17 protein-coding genes are annotated in these 18010 nt (G+C 44.6%); 5 read left to right on the top strand and 12 right to left on the bottom strand.

Features of this window, described 5'->3' with window-relative positions:
• Positions 1-9: 9 nt before the first annotated feature.
• The 10 genes from SIO70_RS26990 to SIO70_RS26945 all read right to left on the bottom strand — a co-directional run bounded on the left by SIO70_RS26990 (position 10) and on the right by SIO70_RS26945 (position 9507).
• Positions 10-969, bottom strand: coding sequence for an aldo/keto reductase (locus tag SIO70_RS26990; protein WP_320576074.1), 960 nt, complete (start codon positions 967-969; stop codon positions 10-12).
• 92 nt (positions 970-1061) lie between these two features.
• Positions 1062-1754, bottom strand: a complete 693-nt coding sequence (locus tag SIO70_RS26985; protein ID WP_320576071.1) for a siderophore-interacting protein — start codon at positions 1752-1754, stop codon at positions 1062-1064.
• A 3-nt stretch (positions 1755-1757) separates the two neighbouring features.
• A complete protein-coding gene (locus SIO70_RS26980; RefSeq protein WP_320576069.1) occupies positions 1758-3056 on the bottom strand; it encodes a TolC family protein in 1299 nt (432 codons plus the stop codon).
• Positions 3057-3071: 15 nt separating this feature from the next.
• Complete coding sequence (locus SIO70_RS26975; protein ID WP_320576067.1) at positions 3072-4613, bottom strand: DHA2 family efflux MFS transporter permease subunit; 1542 nt, start codon at positions 4611-4613, stop codon at positions 3072-3074.
• 1 nt (position 4614) lies between these two features.
• Positions 4615-5679: an HlyD family secretion protein gene (locus SIO70_RS26970; protein WP_320576065.1), complete on the bottom strand. Its 1065-nt coding sequence runs from the start codon at positions 5677-5679 to the stop codon at positions 4615-4617.
• A gap of 78 nt (positions 5680-5757) precedes the next feature.
• On the bottom strand, positions 5758-6594 hold the full coding sequence (locus SIO70_RS26965; RefSeq protein WP_320576064.1) for an AraC family transcriptional regulator: 837 nt from the start codon (positions 6592-6594) through the stop codon (positions 5758-5760).
• A 198-nt stretch (positions 6595-6792) separates the two neighbouring features.
• Entirely contained in the window at positions 6793-7587 is a 795-nt protein-coding gene (locus SIO70_RS26960; protein ID WP_320576062.1) for a Cof-type HAD-IIB family hydrolase, read from the bottom strand.
• 86 nt (positions 7588-7673) lie between these two features.
• Positions 7674-8834, bottom strand: a complete 1161-nt coding sequence (locus SIO70_RS26955) for an MFS transporter (RefSeq protein ID WP_320576060.1) — start codon at positions 8832-8834, stop codon at positions 7674-7676.
• A gap of 82 nt (positions 8835-8916) precedes the next feature.
• A complete protein-coding gene (locus tag SIO70_RS26950) occupies positions 8917-9096 on the bottom strand; it encodes a hypothetical protein (RefSeq protein WP_320576058.1) in 180 nt (59 codons plus the stop codon).
• Positions 9097-9174: 78 nt separating this feature from the next.
• Positions 9175-9507, bottom strand: coding sequence for a cyclic nucleotide-binding domain-containing protein (locus tag SIO70_RS26945; RefSeq protein WP_320576056.1), 333 nt, complete (start codon positions 9505-9507; stop codon positions 9175-9177).
• An 89-nt stretch (positions 9508-9596) separates the two neighbouring features.
• Between SIO70_RS26945 and SIO70_RS26940 the strand changes: the two genes are divergently transcribed.
• Complete coding sequence (locus SIO70_RS26940) at positions 9597-11909, top strand: alpha-L-rhamnosidase C-terminal domain-containing protein (RefSeq protein WP_320576055.1); 2313 nt, start codon at positions 9597-9599, stop codon at positions 11907-11909.
• 25 nt (positions 11910-11934) lie between these two features.
• Here SIO70_RS26940 and SIO70_RS26935 read toward each other — a convergent pair whose 3' ends face one another.
• Positions 11935-13752, bottom strand: a complete 1818-nt coding sequence (locus SIO70_RS26935; RefSeq protein WP_320576053.1) for a hypothetical protein — start codon at positions 13750-13752, stop codon at positions 11935-11937.
• Positions 13753-13908: 156 nt separating this feature from the next.
• Between SIO70_RS26935 and SIO70_RS26930 the strand changes: the two genes are divergently transcribed.
• The 4 genes from SIO70_RS26930 to SIO70_RS26915 are packed head-to-tail and all read left to right on the top strand — an operon-like array spanning position 13909 to position 17460.
• Positions 13909-14139, top strand: a complete 231-nt coding sequence (locus tag SIO70_RS26930; RefSeq protein WP_320576051.1) for a WGR domain-containing protein — start codon at positions 13909-13911, stop codon at positions 14137-14139.
• A 17-nt stretch (positions 14140-14156) separates the two neighbouring features.
• Positions 14157-15104 (top strand): helix-turn-helix domain-containing protein, encoded by a 948-nt coding sequence (locus tag SIO70_RS26925; RefSeq protein ID WP_320576049.1) that lies wholly within the window; start codon positions 14157-14159, stop codon positions 15102-15104.
• Between the two features lie 53 nt (positions 15105-15157).
• Entirely contained in the window at positions 15158-16000 is an 843-nt protein-coding gene (locus SIO70_RS26920; protein ID WP_320576047.1) for an oxidoreductase, read from the top strand.
• Positions 16001-16056: 56 nt separating this feature from the next.
• Complete coding sequence (locus tag SIO70_RS26915; RefSeq protein WP_320576045.1) at positions 16057-17460, top strand: serine hydrolase domain-containing protein; 1404 nt, start codon at positions 16057-16059, stop codon at positions 17458-17460.
• A 141-nt stretch (positions 17461-17601) separates the two neighbouring features.
• Here SIO70_RS26915 and SIO70_RS26910 read toward each other — a convergent pair whose 3' ends face one another.
• Positions 17602-17943 (bottom strand): hypothetical protein, encoded by a 342-nt coding sequence (locus SIO70_RS26910; RefSeq protein WP_320576043.1) that lies wholly within the window; start codon positions 17941-17943, stop codon positions 17602-17604.
• Between the last annotated feature and the right edge of the window lie 67 nt (positions 17944-18010).

Here is an 18010-nt window from a genome sequence, read left to right as displayed (position 1 = left end):
ATTACAAAATTATCGTTGCAGATAGGTGCCGCCGGCGATCGCGCCTGGTGCAAATGTATTGTTCAGTGTCGTTATCTCTGCTGGAGTAAGCACAATCTCCATTGCCTGCATGTTCTCTGGCAGTCTTGATCTGCGGCTCATACTTACTAATGGCATGATGTAGTCTCCCTGTGCGTTTACCCAGGCAATGGCCAGTTGAGTAGGAGTACAACCTTTTTCGCTGGCTATCTGTCTGAATACTTCCACCTTTTCAAGGTTTTTTAGCAGGTTGTCTCCCTGAAAGCGGGTGAAGTGGTGGCGGTAATCATTATCAGCAAGGGGGGCTTTGAGTTCACCGGTTAGTAATCCTTCGGCAGTGTTGGCAAAGGCTACAACACCTATACCCAGTTCTCTGGCGGTTGGAAGCAGGTCGTTTTCGATCTGGCGGTCAGCGAGAGAGTAGCCTATTTCCAGGGCGGTGACAGGGTGTAGGCTATGAGCCAGACGGAGCTGATCTGCGGTGATTTCAGATACACCAAGATGACGAACTTTGCCTTCTTTGATCAGGTCGGCAATGGTGCCGATAATGTCTTCGATGGGAACGCTGTTATCCATTCTGCAGGGCTGGTACAGATCGATGGTATCTATTCCAAGGCGTACGAGCGAATAGTTGATGAAGTTTTTGATTGCTGCAGGGCGTAGATCCAGACCAATCCATTGACCGTTGTGCCAGAGGGCACCGAACTTTACGCTGACAAAGGCATCGTCTCTTCTGCCTTTGATGGCTTTGCCTACCAGTAGTTCGTTGGCGCCATGGCCATAGAAATCGCCGGTATTCAGGAAGTTGATGCCGCTGTCGAGTGCCTGTTGGATGGTAGCAATGCTTTCTTGTTCGTCGTTTGTGCCGCCCCAGGCTGTTGACATACGCATACAGCCAAGTCCCAGTTTTGATACCAGTGGACCATTATTACCTAAAGCTATTTGATTCATTATTTTCGTTTTTTGATGGTACAAAGCTCGGTGGTAATGGGGCATGGTATATTTCCCCGATGGCTCAAAAAACTTGACTGAATAGCTCATGTTTATAGCCCTACACTTCCTTCTGTCCAATACCCTTGTAACTTTATATTCCTGGAACTGATATCATGCTTTTTTAGCGCAGTTCTAAACCGTTGTACCGAAGCTACATTGCCTGTAAGGTAAAATATGGATTCCCTGTACTCATTTATGTATTTGTCTAATTCTGCCAGCGCTGCCTCTGGCGTTTTTGGAACAATTATGATATCATAAGGAGTGGGAAGATCTGGCTCATTCAACTCAAATAGGCCGAATGCCTTACCATTGTTTTTATTGATCTCCCTGAGCAGGCTGATATAGAACCCAAGACTTGTTTCATCTCCAAAAAAGAAGTGAGTGTGTTTACCCGGATCATATATTTTCCTGCCACCAGGAACTGATACTTTCAGATGATCACCGGGTGTAAGCTGATCTGCCAGATGGCTACCCGGGCCATTACCATGAATATGAAAGTAGATATCAAAGGTGCCGTTGGTCTTATTGAAATCAACAGGTGTGTAGTGTCTTATTTCCGTACCACTCACCCGAAAATTAATAGCACTACCCGGAAAGCAATCAATTTTAGAAAGATCGGTGTGAAAGGTGATCACTTTAATTTCCTTGCTGTATTGGGTAATTGCACCCACTTCGATATCCATAAATTTTGAAGGTAGCAGGTTCTCCATTTGGTCGGCTACCCATTTAGGTACATTTGGCATAACTCAAAAATTATTTGTTGCTTTTTGTAACTGAATCTGTGCCAGCATTAATTCATAAGCGCTTTGAATATAGTTTCGTTCGGTAGTGCTGAGGCTTTTCTCTGTGTCCAATAGTGCACTGTAGTCAAAGGCCCCAAGACGGTATTGCTCCTGTTGATTGTGAAAGATGGTCTTTGATAATTCATAACTATTCTTCGCATTTTTTTGATTCAGCAGGGCATTAGCCAGTAAGGTACGCGCCTGTTGTACTTCGTAATTGATATCTGCTTTTCGCTGTTGGAGCAGTAGTTCGTGTTGACTGATCTTTTGCCTGTACTCAGTTAAGACGGCTTTATTCTTAACATGAGCGGAAATAGGAATGTGCATATTGAGGGTAACATAGCTAAAGGGGCTCCACCATCTGCCAGTACCATAATTGAATTTATCCGAGAGGAATAGTTGCGAATAATTTGCACCCATCGATAAGGTAGGAAGCAGGTCCTGTTTATATTTCAGCAGGTTGATTTTATTTTCCTCCTGTTGCAAGGCTAGTTGTTTGATTTCTGTTCGCTCGCCATTTGTTTTGTCATTGGTAAGGGTGACCGCATCCAGTGAATCGCTGAGCAGTAGAGTTGTCTCATCTGGTACATTCAATTGGTAGCGAAGGTTCATTACACTCAGTTCATAATTCTGATCTGCCTGCTTGCTCAGCTGGTCCGCATTCTCGCGATCCAGTATGGCACGGAGATAATAGTTTTCAATCAGCGTACCATTATTGTACATACCCGTTGCAATCATTTCATATTCATGATTGCGTTCCGCGATATCTGCGGCTATGCGTTTTTGTAGGCCTTTTAATTGTACGTCAAGGTAAGCCCGGCTTATCTGCAGCATGATATCTATCTGCGCGGCGTGGTTCTTTTCTTCCTGTAAGGCGAGTTCAGTTTTTGCCAGTTTTGTTTCTGTTTTTAACGTTGGATTGAACAGTGGTTGGATTAGATTTAATCCAAAGACAGTTTCATTTTTAACCATGAGTGGTAAAAGTGTTGTTTCATCGTATCCAGGTAGTACCCCGCCTGGAATAACGGTATTCTGTAATTGCGGGCTATACTTTATGTATCCATCACCACTGAGTGTTGGTAACCACTTGTTGGTGGTTTGTTTAACTTTACTGGCCGCGATGGCTACATCATAGTGAATCGACTGGACGTCAAATCTGTTTTTTAGCCCCAGTTGAATCGCTTCACTGCGCGAAAGAGTCGTCTGTGCATAGCTCATCGCTGCCGTTGTCAGGAGAATTATTAGGAGAAAATTCTTTTTCATCGTTGTGATTGTTAATTAGTGTGCACCTTTGGGCGTTTTGATCAGCATGATGACTGGAATGCAAAGGGCAAAGGGAAATGCGAATGTGATAAAGCCATGGTTATAACTGAGCAGTGTTTGCTGGCTGATGATGCTGTGATCCAGCATCTGGTATGCGGCCGTTTTTGCTTCGTCAGTAGCATAACCTGAACTGATGAAGTTTTGTGTCAGCAAAGCTGTTCTTTCCTGTGTGGCGGTATTGTATTCTGTAATATGTCCGACAAGGTTACTACGCACAAATGCACTGTTCCTTGTAGTGTATATGCTGATGAGTGCCACACCAATGGCTCCGCCCAATTGCCGTGTCATCGTAGATAGTCCTGTTGCCTGGGCCAGGTCTTTACCGCGGAGTGTGCCTACAGCAATGCCAATCATATTAGGTGCTACCAAAGCCACTCCCACATTACGGATGATGAAGGGCCAGAAGAAATCATCTTTGGAAGCATCCGGAGAAATTAAGGCCATTGGCAAAAGGGAAATAATCACTATGATCAGTCCTGCTATCATCTGGATTTTTGGACTCACATTGACCAGTAATTTCTTACCTGCTATCATCCCGACTGCGCCAACTATACCGCCAGAGATAAGGAAGGCGCCAGTTTGCGTAGCGGTCCATCCAAGTGATACCTGTGCAAGGAGTGGGAAAATAAAAAGGGTACCATTCGCCATAATTCCATACATCATCCCTATCACATTGCCAAGTACCAGGTTGAAGTTCGAGTATAAGCGTAGTTCAACTGCGGGATGATCAGTAGTGAGTTCTCTCCATACAAAAGCAATGAATGAGCAGATAGAGATGGTAAAGAAGATGCGTATTTCTACACTATCGAACCAGTCATGAATAGAGCCTTCTTCGAGTACATACTGCAGGGAGCCTAATGCCATGGCGATAAAAGCAATGCCTGCCCAGTCTATCTTCGTAGGCCGGACAGCGTCGGGCAGGTCGGTTATATACTTCCATGACAGTACGGCGCCAACCACACCCAGAGGTACATTCACAAAGAAGATCCAGTGCCATGAAAGTGTATCGGTAATATAACCTCCCAGCACAGGACCGAAAATGGGGCCTATCATGATGCCGAGTGCAAAGGTGAGGAAACCGGTTTTGGCTTGTTCAGGAGGAAATGCCCCCAGTACAATGGACATTGCTGTTGACAACAATCCGCCGCCGGCCACGCCCTGAATAAACCGCCAGAGCACTAAGATCCACAGGTTGGATGATAGCCCACACAACAATGAAGTCAAGGTGAAAACTACTACAGAACTGGTGAAATACAACCTGCGGCCAATCAGGTTCGCCAGCATTCCGGAGAGTGGAATGACGATCACGTTTCCAATGCCGTAAGCGGTAGAGACCCACCCAATTTCAGTGACACTGGCACCGATATTTCCGCTGATTTCCCTGAGCGATACATTCACAATGGTGCTGTCTATCAGTTCCATCACTGCACAGGAAACACAGGTGAGTACGAGTATCCACTTCGCCGCGCCGGTAGGATATTGAGTTTCCGCAGTCATATCAGTTTACTTTTACTTTTACGAAAACACTGAGACCTGGATACAATTGTTCCTTTACTGTTTGTGGATCCAGTTTGATCCGTACAGGAAAGCGCTGGGCGATTTTAATAAAGTTTCCCGTGGCATTATCTGGTGGTACCAGCGCAAAGCGCGCACCTGTGGCACCGCCATAAGAATCTATTGTTCCTGTTAATTGTATTTTTTCATAAGCATCTACAGAAATACTGACTGGCTGTCCGGCTTTAATCCTGCTCATCTGTGTTTCTTTGAAGTTGGCAGTGACCCAGAATTCCCTGTGATTGATAACCGCGCAGAGTGCCTGCCCTGCATTAATAAACTGACCCGTCTGCACATTACGTTTGGTAACGATGCCATCAAATGGTGCGATTACATAAGCATGACGAAGACGTTCCTTTGCAGCGTCCAGTGCTGCCTGTTTCTGAAGGATGACATTTTGTGCGAGAGAAACCTGTTTTTCTTCCGTCAATGCACGGGTTTTCAGGCTAACGCTGCTGCTTGCAGAAGACTGTTCCATTGCTTTGGCTTTTAGATAAGCCGCTTTGGTCACATCTACCTGTGTGGAGTAGTGTTCGTAATCAGTTTGAGTAATGGCTTTAATTGCCAGCAGTTGTTTGGCGCGATTAAAGTCCGTAACGGCTTTGTCGTAAGTGGCTTTTGCAGATTCTATACCCTGTGTATCAGACTGCGATTCAAACATTGCTGCATTTGCATTCTGGAGACTTGCGGCCGCCATGCCTTGCGAAACGGCAACATTTAGCCTCGCGTTTTCCAGTTCAGCGCTAATCCGGCTTGTATCTGCTTTTAACTCAGCTGTCTCGAATACGATCAGGGTATCCCCTTTTTTTACTTCCTGGTTGTCCCTGAAACGGATGTCAGAAATGTAACCTGTAATACCTGCTCTGACAGGTAAGAGGTCTCCATCCAGCTGCGCATTGTCGGTGGTTTCATAAGCTTTGCCAGCGATATATGCATTGATGCCATAGCCGAGGGCGAGGAGGGCAACCGATGCTCCGATGACCCATTTGGACCTATTCTTTTTTCCCATTTTTTGTCTTGATTTATCAACACAAAGGACGGAAGGAAGTGAGGGCGAAACAATGAACCAATGCAGGGAATGTCTGGACTATTTACGGGAACTGATGCGGAATTGAAGTGGTGGCATACCGGCGGTCTTTGTAAATAGCCGGGTAAAATAAAAGGTATCCGTATAACCGAGCAGATGGGAAATCTCTTTTACGGTGTTGTTGGTGTAGAAGAGCATGCGTTTTGCTTCCAGCATAATTTCCTGGTGAATCCAGTAACTCACAGGATGACCAGTGGTATCTTTTACCGCTTCATTGAGGTAAGAAGGAGAGATGTTGAGCGCTGATGCGTATTCCGATGGACTTTTCATATCCCGGTAGCTCACCATCAACAGACTTCTGAACTGTCTGGTAATGAGAAGGGGACGGAGGGTAGCCTGTTCTGAAAAAAGATAATCTCTTTGGCAGGCGGTTACAAACTGCTTGATACAGACTTCCAGCATAGCGGTATCTTCAGGATATTCATCGCTCAATTTTCTTAGCAGGAGCAGACTGTCTCTGAGTAATTTTCCTTTTGAAGGATGTAGTGCTACTGCTTGATTCCGAATGGCAAATTCAGTCAGTATGGCCCGATGGTTTTCACTGATGCGAACGGAATCCATGGCCAGTACCCATGCAGTGGCATTCACCATAGAGAGACCATAATGTACCTGGCCCGGTACCAGGCAATAGACCGCGCAGCCGTGTATATTGATTTCCTGAAAATCAACTATTAGTTTGGTATTGCCTTCCATTTGAAAATATAGCAGATAGTTATCGTCACGATGGGCCTGGTTCCAGTGAGTGATGTGGTTCAGATCGGAAAGTGATGACATCTCAAAAGTTTGATTTGCTCTTTCACGGAAGTGATATACAGGTATGGCTGGTTTCTGTTTCATGATCATAAAGCTACATAGCCCTGGTATATTTAGATATAGACAAATCCGGGGTAAGTATGGACTATTCACGGGAGTATAAGAAAAGCTACCGGTACCTTAAATTGCTTATCAAAATGTTCGTCACTCACATGTACCAAAGGGGCTCACAATCATTCAGTAAATTGTTTAAAGCAAAGACAACGCTATCACCCTTGGAATTCAGGAAGTCATTTTAAAATACACTAGCGCATTCCAGATACCATCATTGTCGATATCATCTGTCACATAATCTGCAATTGCTTTTACATCATCCGTAGCATTTCCCATAGCAATGCCGATACCTGTATGTTTTAACATCTCAATATCATTCCCGCCATCTCCAAAGGCCATGGTCTCTGATATATCAAATCCGAAGTGCTGACAAAAGACTTCGATCCCCACTTTTTTACTGATCCCTTTTGGATTGATATCGGCAGAGTGCGGTGCCCATCTGGTTGCGATACTATTGGGCATAATATTGCTCATAAAATCCAGTTCATCTTCGGGATTCAGTAAGATGTTCGCCTGCAGGATATTGGCAATATCCGGATTGTTCCTGTCTACCAGCGGTGGTACTGGCAGGTTCAGGTAAGCGTACATATTGATAATCTCAGGTGTTGCCTCATTGACATAGTGGCAATCCTCATACATCAGTGAAAAATTCAGTGGCTGATTGCTGGTATATTTCAGTAATTGCTGAATATCCTGCGGATCCAGTGTTTGTTTAAACAGAACACTTTTGTCTCTTGCTACGCAACAACCTCCGTTGAATGTGATATAACCGTCAAATTCCAGGTGTTGAATATGGCTGATGGCATTGATGGAGCGGCCGGTGGCTATAAAAACCCTGATTCCTTTTTCCCGCAGGTGCGCAAGTGCACGTGTGGTAGAATCCGGAATGGTCTTCGTTTTGAAACTGACGAGTGTGCCATCAATATCAAAAAATACGGCTTTAACAGTTGTAGCATTATCCATGAGCCTTGTTTCAGGTTGAATCGGCAAAATTAGATAAATAGTCTTTCATTTTAATAGTCCAAAGTGAAAAAAAGAGGGTAGTCCAATTATATAGCAACGGTTTTCGCTCTTGTTACATTGACAATCGCAATCACAGACAGTAAGATCATAAAAGTGGTGGAAAATGCCCAGCCGCCGTAGTTGTACACCTGTATGGCAATGAAAGTGCCCAGTGCGCCGCCGATAAAGTAACTGGTCATGTAAACCGTATTGATCCGGCTATTGGCAGTATGATCTAAAGAATAGATAATTGCGATATTAGTGACTTGTGTGGCCTGTACCCCAATGTCAAGAAGGATGACCGTTACCCAGATGGCGATAATAAACCCTGCAAATACTTTTAATACGATCATACTGATCAGTGTCAAAACTGTAGAGAACAGGAGGGAATGGTAAGGTGAACCTTTGTCGGCTAATTTTCCAAATACTGGAGCGATCAGGGCACCAGCTGCTGCCAGTAATCCGAATAAGCCGATTTGTGAGGCGGAATATTGAAATGGAGTATCGCTTAAATAAAATGTCAATGTGACCCAGAATGCGCTCAAAGTGCCAAATGCGAGCATCCCTGTAAAGGCTGTTCTGCGGAGCAGAGGGAATCTCACCAATTGTTCAATCGTAGATCTTAACAACCGTATATAGGAGCCATTGAACCGTTCCGTTGTATTTGGGAAATCGGCCTGCATCAGCACAGTGGTGCCAAGTACCAGGGCAGCAGAAATGATGTATACATACTGCCAGCCGAGCAGGTTGGTGATGAAACCGCTAAAGACCCTGGCCACCAGGATACCTACTAATAACCCCGTAAAGATCTGTGCTACTACTTTACCCCGGTTTTCCCTGACCAGGCTGGCGGCCATAGGGAGTATCACCTGTGCCACCACAGAAAACACCCCGATTAGTAAACTACCGGTGAAGAGCATAAATTGATTGGGGGCAAATCCAACAATTATGAGGGAGGCGATTAACCCGATCTGCAGGTACAGGATCAGTTTTTTGCGTTCAATCATATCGCCGATAGGGGTGAGGAAGAATAATCCGATACCATAACCGACCTGAGACAGTACAGCGATACTGCCCGCCTTTTGTATTGTTATGCCAAAGGTTTGTGCAATGGCATTCAGGATAGGCTGACTGTAGTACACATTGGCTACAGAGATGCCGGCGGTAGCTGCCATAATGAGGATCTGTGTGCGTGTTAATGTTTTCATTTGTATGATTTTAACACTACAAAGTTCCTGCTACAGCGGGCCGGATCCAATGAACTGGTTTAGGAAATCAGGTTGAACTGGTTCAAGATTTCTTAGGTATGCGTTTGTTTCGCAATTTAGAAAGGTATTCTGTCGTCATGCCAAGAAAAGACGCCAGGGCATACTGGGGTACCCTGTTCACGATCAGGGGGTAGCGCTCCAGGAAGCTCTCATATCGCTGTTCTGCTGTTTGAGTCAGGTTGGTGATGACCCTTCTGGCCATGTAAGCAGCGGTGCCTTCTGCAAGGATCCGGAAGTAGGTTTCAAATACGTGCCTTGCTTTTTTTAATGCCTGCTCTGTTTAATAATCGATCTGTAATACAATGCTATCTTCCAGTGCCATGACAAACATAGAGGCTGGTTGCTGAAAAATATAACTGTTGTAGTCAGAAATCCACCAGTCGTCGATAGCGAATTGAATGGTATGTTCCTGCCCTTCGTCACCGATCACATATGCACGAAAGCTGCCTTCTACAACATAATAACGGTGTTTGGCTACAAATTCAGGCTGGATGATGAACTGCCGCTTCTTTACTTTTACCGGTTTAAATGCATCGGAAAATTCTCTCAGTTCATCTTCTGATAAGGTGACACGTTTTAGAAGGTGTTGCTGTAATTGATCTAGTGGATTCATTGGTATAAAGGTAAGAATTTAAGCTACTATGAAAGACCAGGACACCCACTAAATAATTTTTTGCTAAATTGATTCAGCAAATTCACGTTATGAAGTTACTTTATACCTTATTCTCCCTTACTGTACTATGCAGTCAGCTCTGTTCCGGTCAGCATATACGTCCCTGGAACTCCCAATGGATAGGCCTGAGAGCACCATTTGATAATGGCAAAGGCTATGGGGTTTATTACTTCAGAAAGTCTGTCGATCTGCCTGAAAGGCCGCAAAGTTTCATTATTCACGCTTCCGCCGATAATAGGTACAAGTTGTACGTAAACGGCCAACTTGTATCCATCGGGCCTGCCAAAGGGGATTTTTATAACTGGAACTATGAAACCATCGATCTGGCGCCTTACCTTACCAAAGGTAAAAACAGCATTGCCGCCATCGTCTGGAACGAAGCCGAATTCCGCCCGGAATGGCAAATGACCTTAAGAACCGCATTTATTATACAGGGGAATACACCTGCTGAAGACATCTTAAATACCAACGACACCTGGAAATGCGTGCAGGACAAGGCATTCTCGCCACTATGGGGCTTCTTTGCCGCTACCAACGGTGAAAATGTCGATATGAACAAAACCATCCCCAACTGGCAGGCAAAAGACTTTGATGACAGTGCCTGGCCACCGGCGGGCAACTTATTCCAGGGCCAGTTAAAAGGGGCGGGCGATGGTTTTGGCTATATGCTTGTACCCAGTACCATCCCGGCGAGGGAACTGACCTACCAGCCTGTCACCGTTATTCGCAAAGGAGCCGCTCTTCCGGCCACCATCCCTGCCAATACAGAAACTACCATCTTACTCGATCAGACCTACGAAACCAACGCATATCCTACTATCTGTTTTAGTGGCGGCAAAGATGCCGGTATCTCTCTTAGTTATGCCGAGGCGCTTTATGATCATCAGGCGCCTTATGGTTCCCACAAAAGCAATAGAAATGATGTAGAGGGGAAAGACTTCTTCGGTGTCAAAGACAGCCTGACCAGCAATGGGAGCAAAGGCCAGACTTTTACTCCTTTTAACTTCCGTACTTTCCGGTACATCCGGTTATCTGTACATACCAAAGATGCGCCTTTGGTTATCGATAGTCTGTATGGTACCTTCACGGGGTATCCATTTAAACAAACTGCTTTCTTTAAATCAGAAGATACCGTTATTCCAAAAATTCTCGACATCGGGTGGCGTACTGCCCGGCTCAATGCTTTCGAAACGTATACAGACTGCCCTTTCTACGAGCAGTTACAATACATCGGAGATACCCGTATTCAGGCCATGATCTCTTATTACTATAGCGGTGATGACCGATTGGCCCGTCATGCCCTTGACCTGATGGATCAATCCCGGTTGCCCGAAGGTGTGACGCTTAGCCGTTATCCCAGTCATACCACACAGGTTATTTCAACTTTCTCCTTATGGTATATTGGCATGCTGCATGATTTCTTCATGTACAGGCATGATAATGATTTTATTAAAGATAAGCTTCCGGGTGTAAGAGGTATCCTGGACTTCTTCAGCAAATACCAACAGGCAGATGGCTCTCTCGCCAATACTCCTTATTGGAACTTTGTAGACTGGGCTTCCGGAAAAGACTGGAATGGAGGAGCACCTCCCAAAGGTAGCGATGGCAGTTCTGCTATTGTAGATATGCAATTATTATGGGCCTATCAATGGGCGGCACAAATGGAAACTACACCTACCAATATTGCATTGTACAATCAAAAAGCAGCACAGTTAACCAAGACCATCAAACAGAAATATTGGGATGCAGGTAAAGGCATTTTTGCGGACACAAAAGAGAAGGATCATTTTTCCCAACACGCTAATTCATTGGCTATTCTGACTGGCCTTGTAAATAAAGCGGATATGCCAGCATTCAGCAAAAAGCTACTGGGTGATGCTACGCTCACTCAGTGCTCTATCTACTTTAAATATTACCTGCATCTGGCACTTGTAAAGGCGGGTATGGGTGATGACTATATCAACTGGCTGGGTATCTGGAAAGAGAATATTGCTATGGGATTGACTACCTGGGCAGAATATTCTGATGTAGGGTATTCCCGTTCTGACTGTCATGCATGGGGAAGTAGTCCTAATATTGAATTCTTCAGGACTGTACTCGGTATAGACAGCGATGCTCCGGGTTTCAGCAAAATAAAGATCGAACCACACTTAGGTAACCTGAAGGATGTAAATGGCGAAATGCCACACCCTTTTGGTAAGATCAGTGTGAGCTATGTATACAAAGCAGGCCAATGGAACCTGGATGTGCAGTTGCCCGCCAATACTGCTGGTGTATTCATCTGGAAAGGCAGGTCCTATGTGATCAAAGCCGGGAATAATAAAATCAGGTTGCAGGCATAGTCTATGACGTGAGAATAAAAAATTCTTACAGAGAACGGATATATTCATCCAGTTCTTCTTCTTTGCCAAGGCCTAGTTTTAATTTGATACGATACCGCGACATCAGTATACTCTTTGGTGCAATGCCCAGCCGCTGGGATACTTCTTTGTTGGTAAGGCCTATGTAGATGTAAGCACAATGTTTCAGGTCCAGTCTGGAAAGCGTGTTATCAGATCGCTCTTTCAGTTTGTCAAATACTTCCTGGCTCACATTGTCAAAATCCGCTTTGTCTTCTGCAAGAGAATCATCCAGTCGTTTATCGTGATCAATGATCCTGTTAATCTGCGTCAACACCGTTTTATTGTTGGTATGCTCAGCAATCTTCTTTTGTAAAGTTTGCACCAGCGCATTTTTCTGCTCTACCTGTAGTGTACCTGCCAACAGGTCTTTTTGCATACGCTCCTGTCTTTCCTGCATGAGTTGTTGCTCGGCAATGAGGCGCATGGCTGCTTCATCTTTCAGGCGTGCCTGCATGCCCAGTTGTTTGAGCCGGAAATGATAGGATCGGAACAGGAAGATGGCGGCAGTCAGCAATGCCAATGCCAGTCCGATATACAGATAGCCAAGTGTCTTGTGCAGGCTGGCGGTCTGTTGCAGGTTTTTGAGAGCAATCGCCGTTTTCTCTGCCTGATATTTGGCTTCCAGTTCTTTGGTGATGTTTAGCTTTTCTTCATTGTAGAGTTCAGTATACAAAGTTGCAAATTGCTGTTGGTATTGCAGGGCTTCTTTATAATTGCCCCGTTTCTCTGCCAGGGATGAAAGGGCAGACATGAACTGTATTTTCGTCGCCAGGTTTTTGGTACTGTCTTTATTTACAATAGCCAATCCTTTTTGCAGCAGGTCTTCTGCCTGTGCATAGTGGCCGGCAGCAGCTTCAAAATCACTCTTCATGCCATAGCAATTGGAAATCACTTCCAGGTGGTGGGTTTCAAAACCGATCTTCTGTGCAAAATCCAGGTAATGAAACACCGTATCTCTGTAAGACGCAGGGAAGTTTTGCGCATAGAGATCAGCCAGGTTCAGCGCTATGATCGCCATAGTGCTATGGAATATGATGCGGTCTTTATTATTTAAATAAGTAATAAGCGCGATCTTATTATAATAAATAGCGGAGTCCAACGAGTTTTTGTCCTGTGTATGCGCCATGTGGTAATATTGCCAGTAGGTACCCAACGTTTGATAGGCAAGAAGGATATTATCGTAGTCCTTACTTACCAATGAGGCCTGTAGAGACAGCTGTGCATATTTCTTATGCAGGGGGCTATCTTCCTGGTTGGCATAGATGCTGGCAATTTCATAATATACTGCCGCCTCATAATAGGCCGATCCCGCTTTCTCCAGGTATTTTAATGCCTGCTGGGCACTGAGCAGTGCTTCTTTAGTATTCCCTTTAATATCTTCCATCCAGGATTTACGGTACCAGGCGATCCCTTTTGCCAGTTGGCTTTCTGTTTTTCCTGCATAATACACTGCACTATCCACTACCATTGCAGTTTGCGAGGGGTCATTTGCCTGGATATAGATCTGTGCCAATATGGCATATGAAATGGACGTGTACTGTGCATCAGGAAGGGTACGGCTCAGGGCCACAGCCTGTAGTCCGATGTCTATCGCATGCTTATTTTCTGTAATGGATATTGCCCTTGCAAGTAGGCCAAGGGTGATCACTTTTTGTTCAGGTGTAATATTTTTTTGAGCTAATACTGCACTGAGAGAATCAGCGGGGGTACGTGCTGCACATGAAAGAACCTGTAAGGCGATAACAATAACGGATATGGCTATTTTATTGATTAACTGCAACATATGTCTTCTGTAGGGTGTTTGTAGTTGACATTTTTTAGCCCATGTAGAGCATTTGTAGATACTAGATTTTCATTTTCGCTGCCCACTATAACTATTTTTGAGGACATACAAGTGGGTATAAATATAATATAAGAAGATAAAATCACGAGGGTAAAAATGATGCAATATTTTGAATTTCAGGAAGAGAATGTATCGTGCTTTATAGAAATTACTTTGGAGGACACAATAGTGAGAACAAGGTCAGGACAAAAAGGCACACAAGGTTTTGCGACAGAAAAAGTATTCAGGGATGCCGGCACGGCTGCCGAAGAATTCGACCGGTTAATCCAGGAGAAGAAAGAAGATGCTGCTTTTTATTTCCGGTTAGGAGATGAGTACAGGCTGTAACCTGTACCTTTGTATTTATGGGAAAAACGAATATTCCTCGTTTAGAGTTAACAACTTTCACACAGGTAAATTTCAAAGAACCATTTCTGAATGTTGAAAATTATCCTGTAGATGCAAACCTCTTTACAATCAAAGACCGGAAGACCACGCCGGTGAAGGATTATATTTCTCCTAACCGCAGACAGTTTTACAAAATATTCCATATTACAGCTGGTACAGGTATTCTTACGGTCGGCTTACATCAATATCTCATGAACCCGGGCGATATTTCATTTTTGCACCCGGATGAGATCATGTCATGGCAAACGACATCTGTAGAAACAGAGGGACATTTCTGCCTCATACACCCTGATTACTTTGAAGGGGCCAGTCACCTGGTGCAGTTATTTAGAAATTATCCTTACTTCCAGCCAGCGAAAGCAGTCGTCCAGTTATTGCCGGCACAGTCTGAAAAGACGGACCAGTACTTCAAGGTCATATTGGAAGAAGTGGAGGGGAACAATGAAGATAAGCAGCAAGCCATCTTCCTGCACTTACAGTTAATTCTGCTAGAGGCACAGCGTGCCGGAAAAAACCTGGCCGATGAAGCGGTGCCTGATAGTTATCGTTATATCCATGGTTTCCTCTCACTGCTGGAAGCCACCTTCCAGATACAGCATCCGGACGATGTGGTAAAAATGAAAACGGCGACTGAGTTTGCCGAACAACTCCATGTTCACCCCAATTACCTCAATACCCTTGTAAAGAACCAGACTGGTAAAACCGTGAGAGAGCACATACAGGAAAGACTCCTTTACGAAGCCAAAGTATTGCTGAAGCAAACCGATTGGGATATCAGGGCCATTAGTTATGTACTGGGTTTTTCTGAACAGGCTGCTTTTACAGCGTTATTTAATAAGAAAGAACAGCTCTCCCCCTCTAAATTCAGAGAAAATTTGAAACGCACAACTATCCCTGTTGTTTGAATAAATACAAGCCGGACCAATGTTAGTTCTTTTGTACCATAAAATTTTAAACAATGGGCAATCAAAGAAAAACATGGTTTATTACCGGCGCATCACAGGGCATTGGCTTGATACTGGCTAAGCAATTATTAGCTGCCGGTTATAATGTAGCCGCTACTGCACGCAATATTGACACCCTCAGAAAGGCGGTAGATAATGATACGCCTCAATTCCTGCCCTTACAGGTCAATCTTGTAGATGAAAAAAGTGTAGGGGAAGCGGTCAATCAAGCAATCGCACAATTCAGCGGCATCGATTATTTAGTAAATAATGCAGGTTTTGGCCTCATTGGCGGCATCGAAGAGACTTCTGATGCAGAAGTCAGGAACAGCTTCGATGTGAACGTATTTGGGCTTTTAAATGTCACCCGCGCTGTATTGCCACATATGCGGGCAGCTCAATCCGGTCATATCTTCAATATGTCTTCTGTATTTGGTTTGATCTCCGGTGGGGGATGGGGCGTATATTGCGGTACCAAGTTCGCCGTGGAAGGAATTACTGAAGCACTGGCACAGGAAGTAAAACCATTCGGTATTCATGTAACCATTGCAGAGCCGGGGTATGTACGTACGAACTTCCTGAGCAGCGGTTCTATTGCACATCCTGCACATCCTATCCCTGCATATGTAGCACTGGAAGAAGAGCGTCGTAAGCACAGGGAAGATGTACCCGGTACACAGGTAGGTGATCCTGAAAAGGTAGCGGCAGCTATTATCAGTCTGAGCCAGATGAGCGAACCACCATTGCGGGTGTTAATGGGCTCTGATGCATTGCAGTTCGCAAATTATAAAATACAGCTATTGCAGGAAGGTATTGCTGCGAATAAGACCATGACCTTATCGACTGACTTTAGTTAGTATACAACCAGGGGTGTGACCTTTTATATTCTCATAAAAAGTACTAAGTTAGCTTTATGAGACACACCCCTTTTTACCTGTTTCTATTACTGTTGTTCTCCCGGTCCGTTTCCGCCCAGACAACCCAAACAGAAAAACAAACAGACAGTATCACAAGACTGATGATACGCTACCTAAATGAATCCAAACCAGACAGTGCTTATGCCTACTGGGGAGAAGCCGCAAGGAAACAATTTACACCTGAGTCATGGCGGAATGTATACAAAGGCAACCTTTCGCCTTACCTGCCATTTTCGGACCTCACTTTTACCGGTAGTCATGATGGAATGAACATCTATAGGATGAAAGGTGTAATGCCCCTAAATCTATATGCAAAGCTGGATGTTTCGGGCAAACTGGAAACGTTCTTTTTTCAGCCGGTAAAGGTGAATCTACCGCAAAAAACTACTACAGTCCTTTCTGACAATCCGTTAAATAGCCACCTGGATAGCATCGTTGAATCAGCCGTAAGATCCTACATCAGCCTGACCGGGAATGTGGGGCTGAGTGCTGGCGTACGCTATAACGGGCAGGACTATTTTTATAACTATGGTACTGTCAGACTGAATACAGATACACTGCCGGACAATCATACCATTTATGAAATAGGCTCTATTACTAAAACATTCACCGGCACCTTGCTGGCCCTGGCTGTCATCCAGAAAAAAGTTACGCTGGATCAGCCGGTCACTAAATTCCTTCCTGATTCTGTTGCAAAGAATCCTGCATTGAAAGGTATCACCCTGAAACAACTGGCCAATCATACAGCCGGATTTCCCAGTCTGCCATCCAATCTGTCTACATCAAGAGCTGAACAACCTTATGAAAACTATGACCAGGCACACCTGTTTAGTTATCTGAAGACGGTAGCACCAGACAACCCACCGGGGAAAGTACATTCCTATAGTAACTTTGGATTCGGATTACTGGGTGTGATACTGGAGCGGATCTATGGAATGAACTATGCAGCATTGCTGTCAAAATACATCACAGGTCCACAGGGATTGAAACACACAGGTATCAGCGTGTATGGCAAAATTGCCCAGGGATATGATGGAGGGTTGAGCCCTGTAGCTATGTGGGATCTGAATGAAATGAAGAGTGCCGGCGCCATTAAATCAGATGCAGCAGATCTGTTGAAGTATGCGAGCCTTCAGTTACAACAGGGGAAAGACCCCTTGCAGCAGGCATGTGCATTGGCACATCAGGCTACATATGATGACGGTGCTACTAAAATCGGACTTGCGTGGGTACGCTTCCAGCACCAGGATGAATACTTATTCCACAATGGTGCGACAGGTGGTTACCGCTCATTTTTGCTGGCTGACACATCGAACAATACTGCTGTAGTGATACTGGTGAATTCAGTCAATGGTGTGGAGGCTGTAGGTGCACAGATCGTACACAACCTGAAAAAATAAGAGGTTATAAACTATTTCAAAATTACTTAAAGGACGACCTGACTCCATCAGGTACCCGGATTAAAAGAGGCCGTATCTTATTGATAATACGGCCTCTTAAAAAAGAACTTGGCGGGGCACGTTAGGATAAACAGGCGTACTTTATTTTGGAAGACGTGTATCAGTAGCTTTCAGCTTTGCTAATGTGTCTTCAAAAACCTGCACGTAAATAGCTTTAATGCTGGCTAATTCCGCGCTGCTTACGCCACGTACCTTACCATCGTTTCCTTCCGGAGGTCGGGTCGCCGCCCTCAGTTTTCTGTAAAATGTGGGAATACTCCAATCACATTGTTTACAGATTAATTCCCTCGCTTCGACAGGAATGTTATTCACCTTCCAGAACATTTCTGCAAAGGGATTCGGAAACAGGCCATTCGCTGTGGCCTTCTTAATGCCCATTTCGGGTTGCTCAAGGTGGATCTGTTTTGATCGTTTTCGATTCATAATGGAATCTGGTTTTAATTGAACAATAACGTTTTTTGGTTAGGAAATATGAGTTTTTTGAATGTTA

This window comes from Chitinophaga sancti (assembly GCF_034087045.1).
GTDB lineage: Bacteria > Bacteroidota > Bacteroidia > Chitinophagales > Chitinophagaceae > Chitinophaga > Chitinophaga sancti_B.
Note: the sequence above shows the minus strand (reverse complement) of the source record. Positions and strands in the feature narration are given on the sequence as shown.

Excerpts from the sequence above, each read along its gene's own strand:
- SIO70_RS26945 (WP_320576056.1), bottom strand. The coding sequence starts at position 9,507 with ATGAATCCACTAGATCAATTACAGCAACACCTTCTAAAACGTGTCACC.
- SIO70_RS26950 (WP_320576058.1), bottom strand. The coding sequence starts at position 9,096 with ATGGCCAGAAGGGTCATCACCAACCTGACTCAAACAGCAGAACAGCGA.
- SIO70_RS26940 (WP_320576055.1), top strand. The coding sequence starts at position 9,597 with ATGAAGTTACTTTATACCTTATTCTCCCTTACTGTACTATGCAGTCAG.
- SIO70_RS26975 (WP_320576067.1), bottom strand. The coding sequence starts at position 4,613 with ATGACTGCGGAAACTCAATATCCTACCGGCGCGGCGAAGTGGATACTC.
- SIO70_RS26965 (WP_320576064.1), bottom strand. The coding sequence starts at position 6,594 with ATGAAACAGAAACCAGCCATACCTGTATATCACTTCCGTGAAAGAGCA.
- SIO70_RS26920 (WP_320576047.1), top strand. The coding sequence starts at position 15,158 with ATGGGCAATCAAAGAAAAACATGGTTTATTACCGGCGCATCACAGGGC.
- SIO70_RS26980 (WP_320576069.1), bottom strand. The coding sequence starts at position 3,056 with ATGAAAAAGAATTTTCTCCTAATAATTCTCCTGACAACGGCAGCGATG.
- SIO70_RS26970 (WP_320576065.1), bottom strand. The coding sequence starts at position 5,679 with ATGGGAAAAAAGAATAGGTCCAAATGGGTCATCGGAGCATCGGTTGCC.
- SIO70_RS26985 (WP_320576071.1), bottom strand. The coding sequence starts at position 1,754 with ATGCCAAATGTACCTAAATGGGTAGCCGACCAAATGGAGAACCTGCTA.
- SIO70_RS26915 (WP_320576045.1), top strand. The coding sequence starts at position 16,057 with ATGAGACACACCCCTTTTTACCTGTTTCTATTACTGTTGTTCTCCCGG.
- SIO70_RS26925 (WP_320576049.1), top strand. The coding sequence starts at position 14,157 with ATGGGAAAAACGAATATTCCTCGTTTAGAGTTAACAACTTTCACACAG.
- SIO70_RS26910 (WP_320576043.1), bottom strand. The coding sequence starts at position 17,943 with ATGAATCGAAAACGATCAAAACAGATCCACCTTGAGCAACCCGAAATG.
- SIO70_RS26960 (WP_320576062.1), bottom strand. The coding sequence starts at position 7,587 with ATGGATAATGCTACAACTGTTAAAGCCGTATTTTTTGATATTGATGGC.
- SIO70_RS26955 (WP_320576060.1), bottom strand. The coding sequence starts at position 8,834 with ATGAAAACATTAACACGCACACAGATCCTCATTATGGCAGCTACCGCC.
- SIO70_RS26930 (WP_320576051.1), top strand. The coding sequence starts at position 13,909 with ATGATGCAATATTTTGAATTTCAGGAAGAGAATGTATCGTGCTTTATA.
- SIO70_RS26990 (WP_320576074.1), bottom strand. The coding sequence starts at position 969 with ATGAATCAAATAGCTTTAGGTAATAATGGTCCACTGGTATCAAAACTG.
- SIO70_RS26935 (WP_320576053.1), bottom strand. The coding sequence starts at position 13,752 with ATGTTGCAGTTAATCAATAAAATAGCCATATCCGTTATTGTTATCGCC.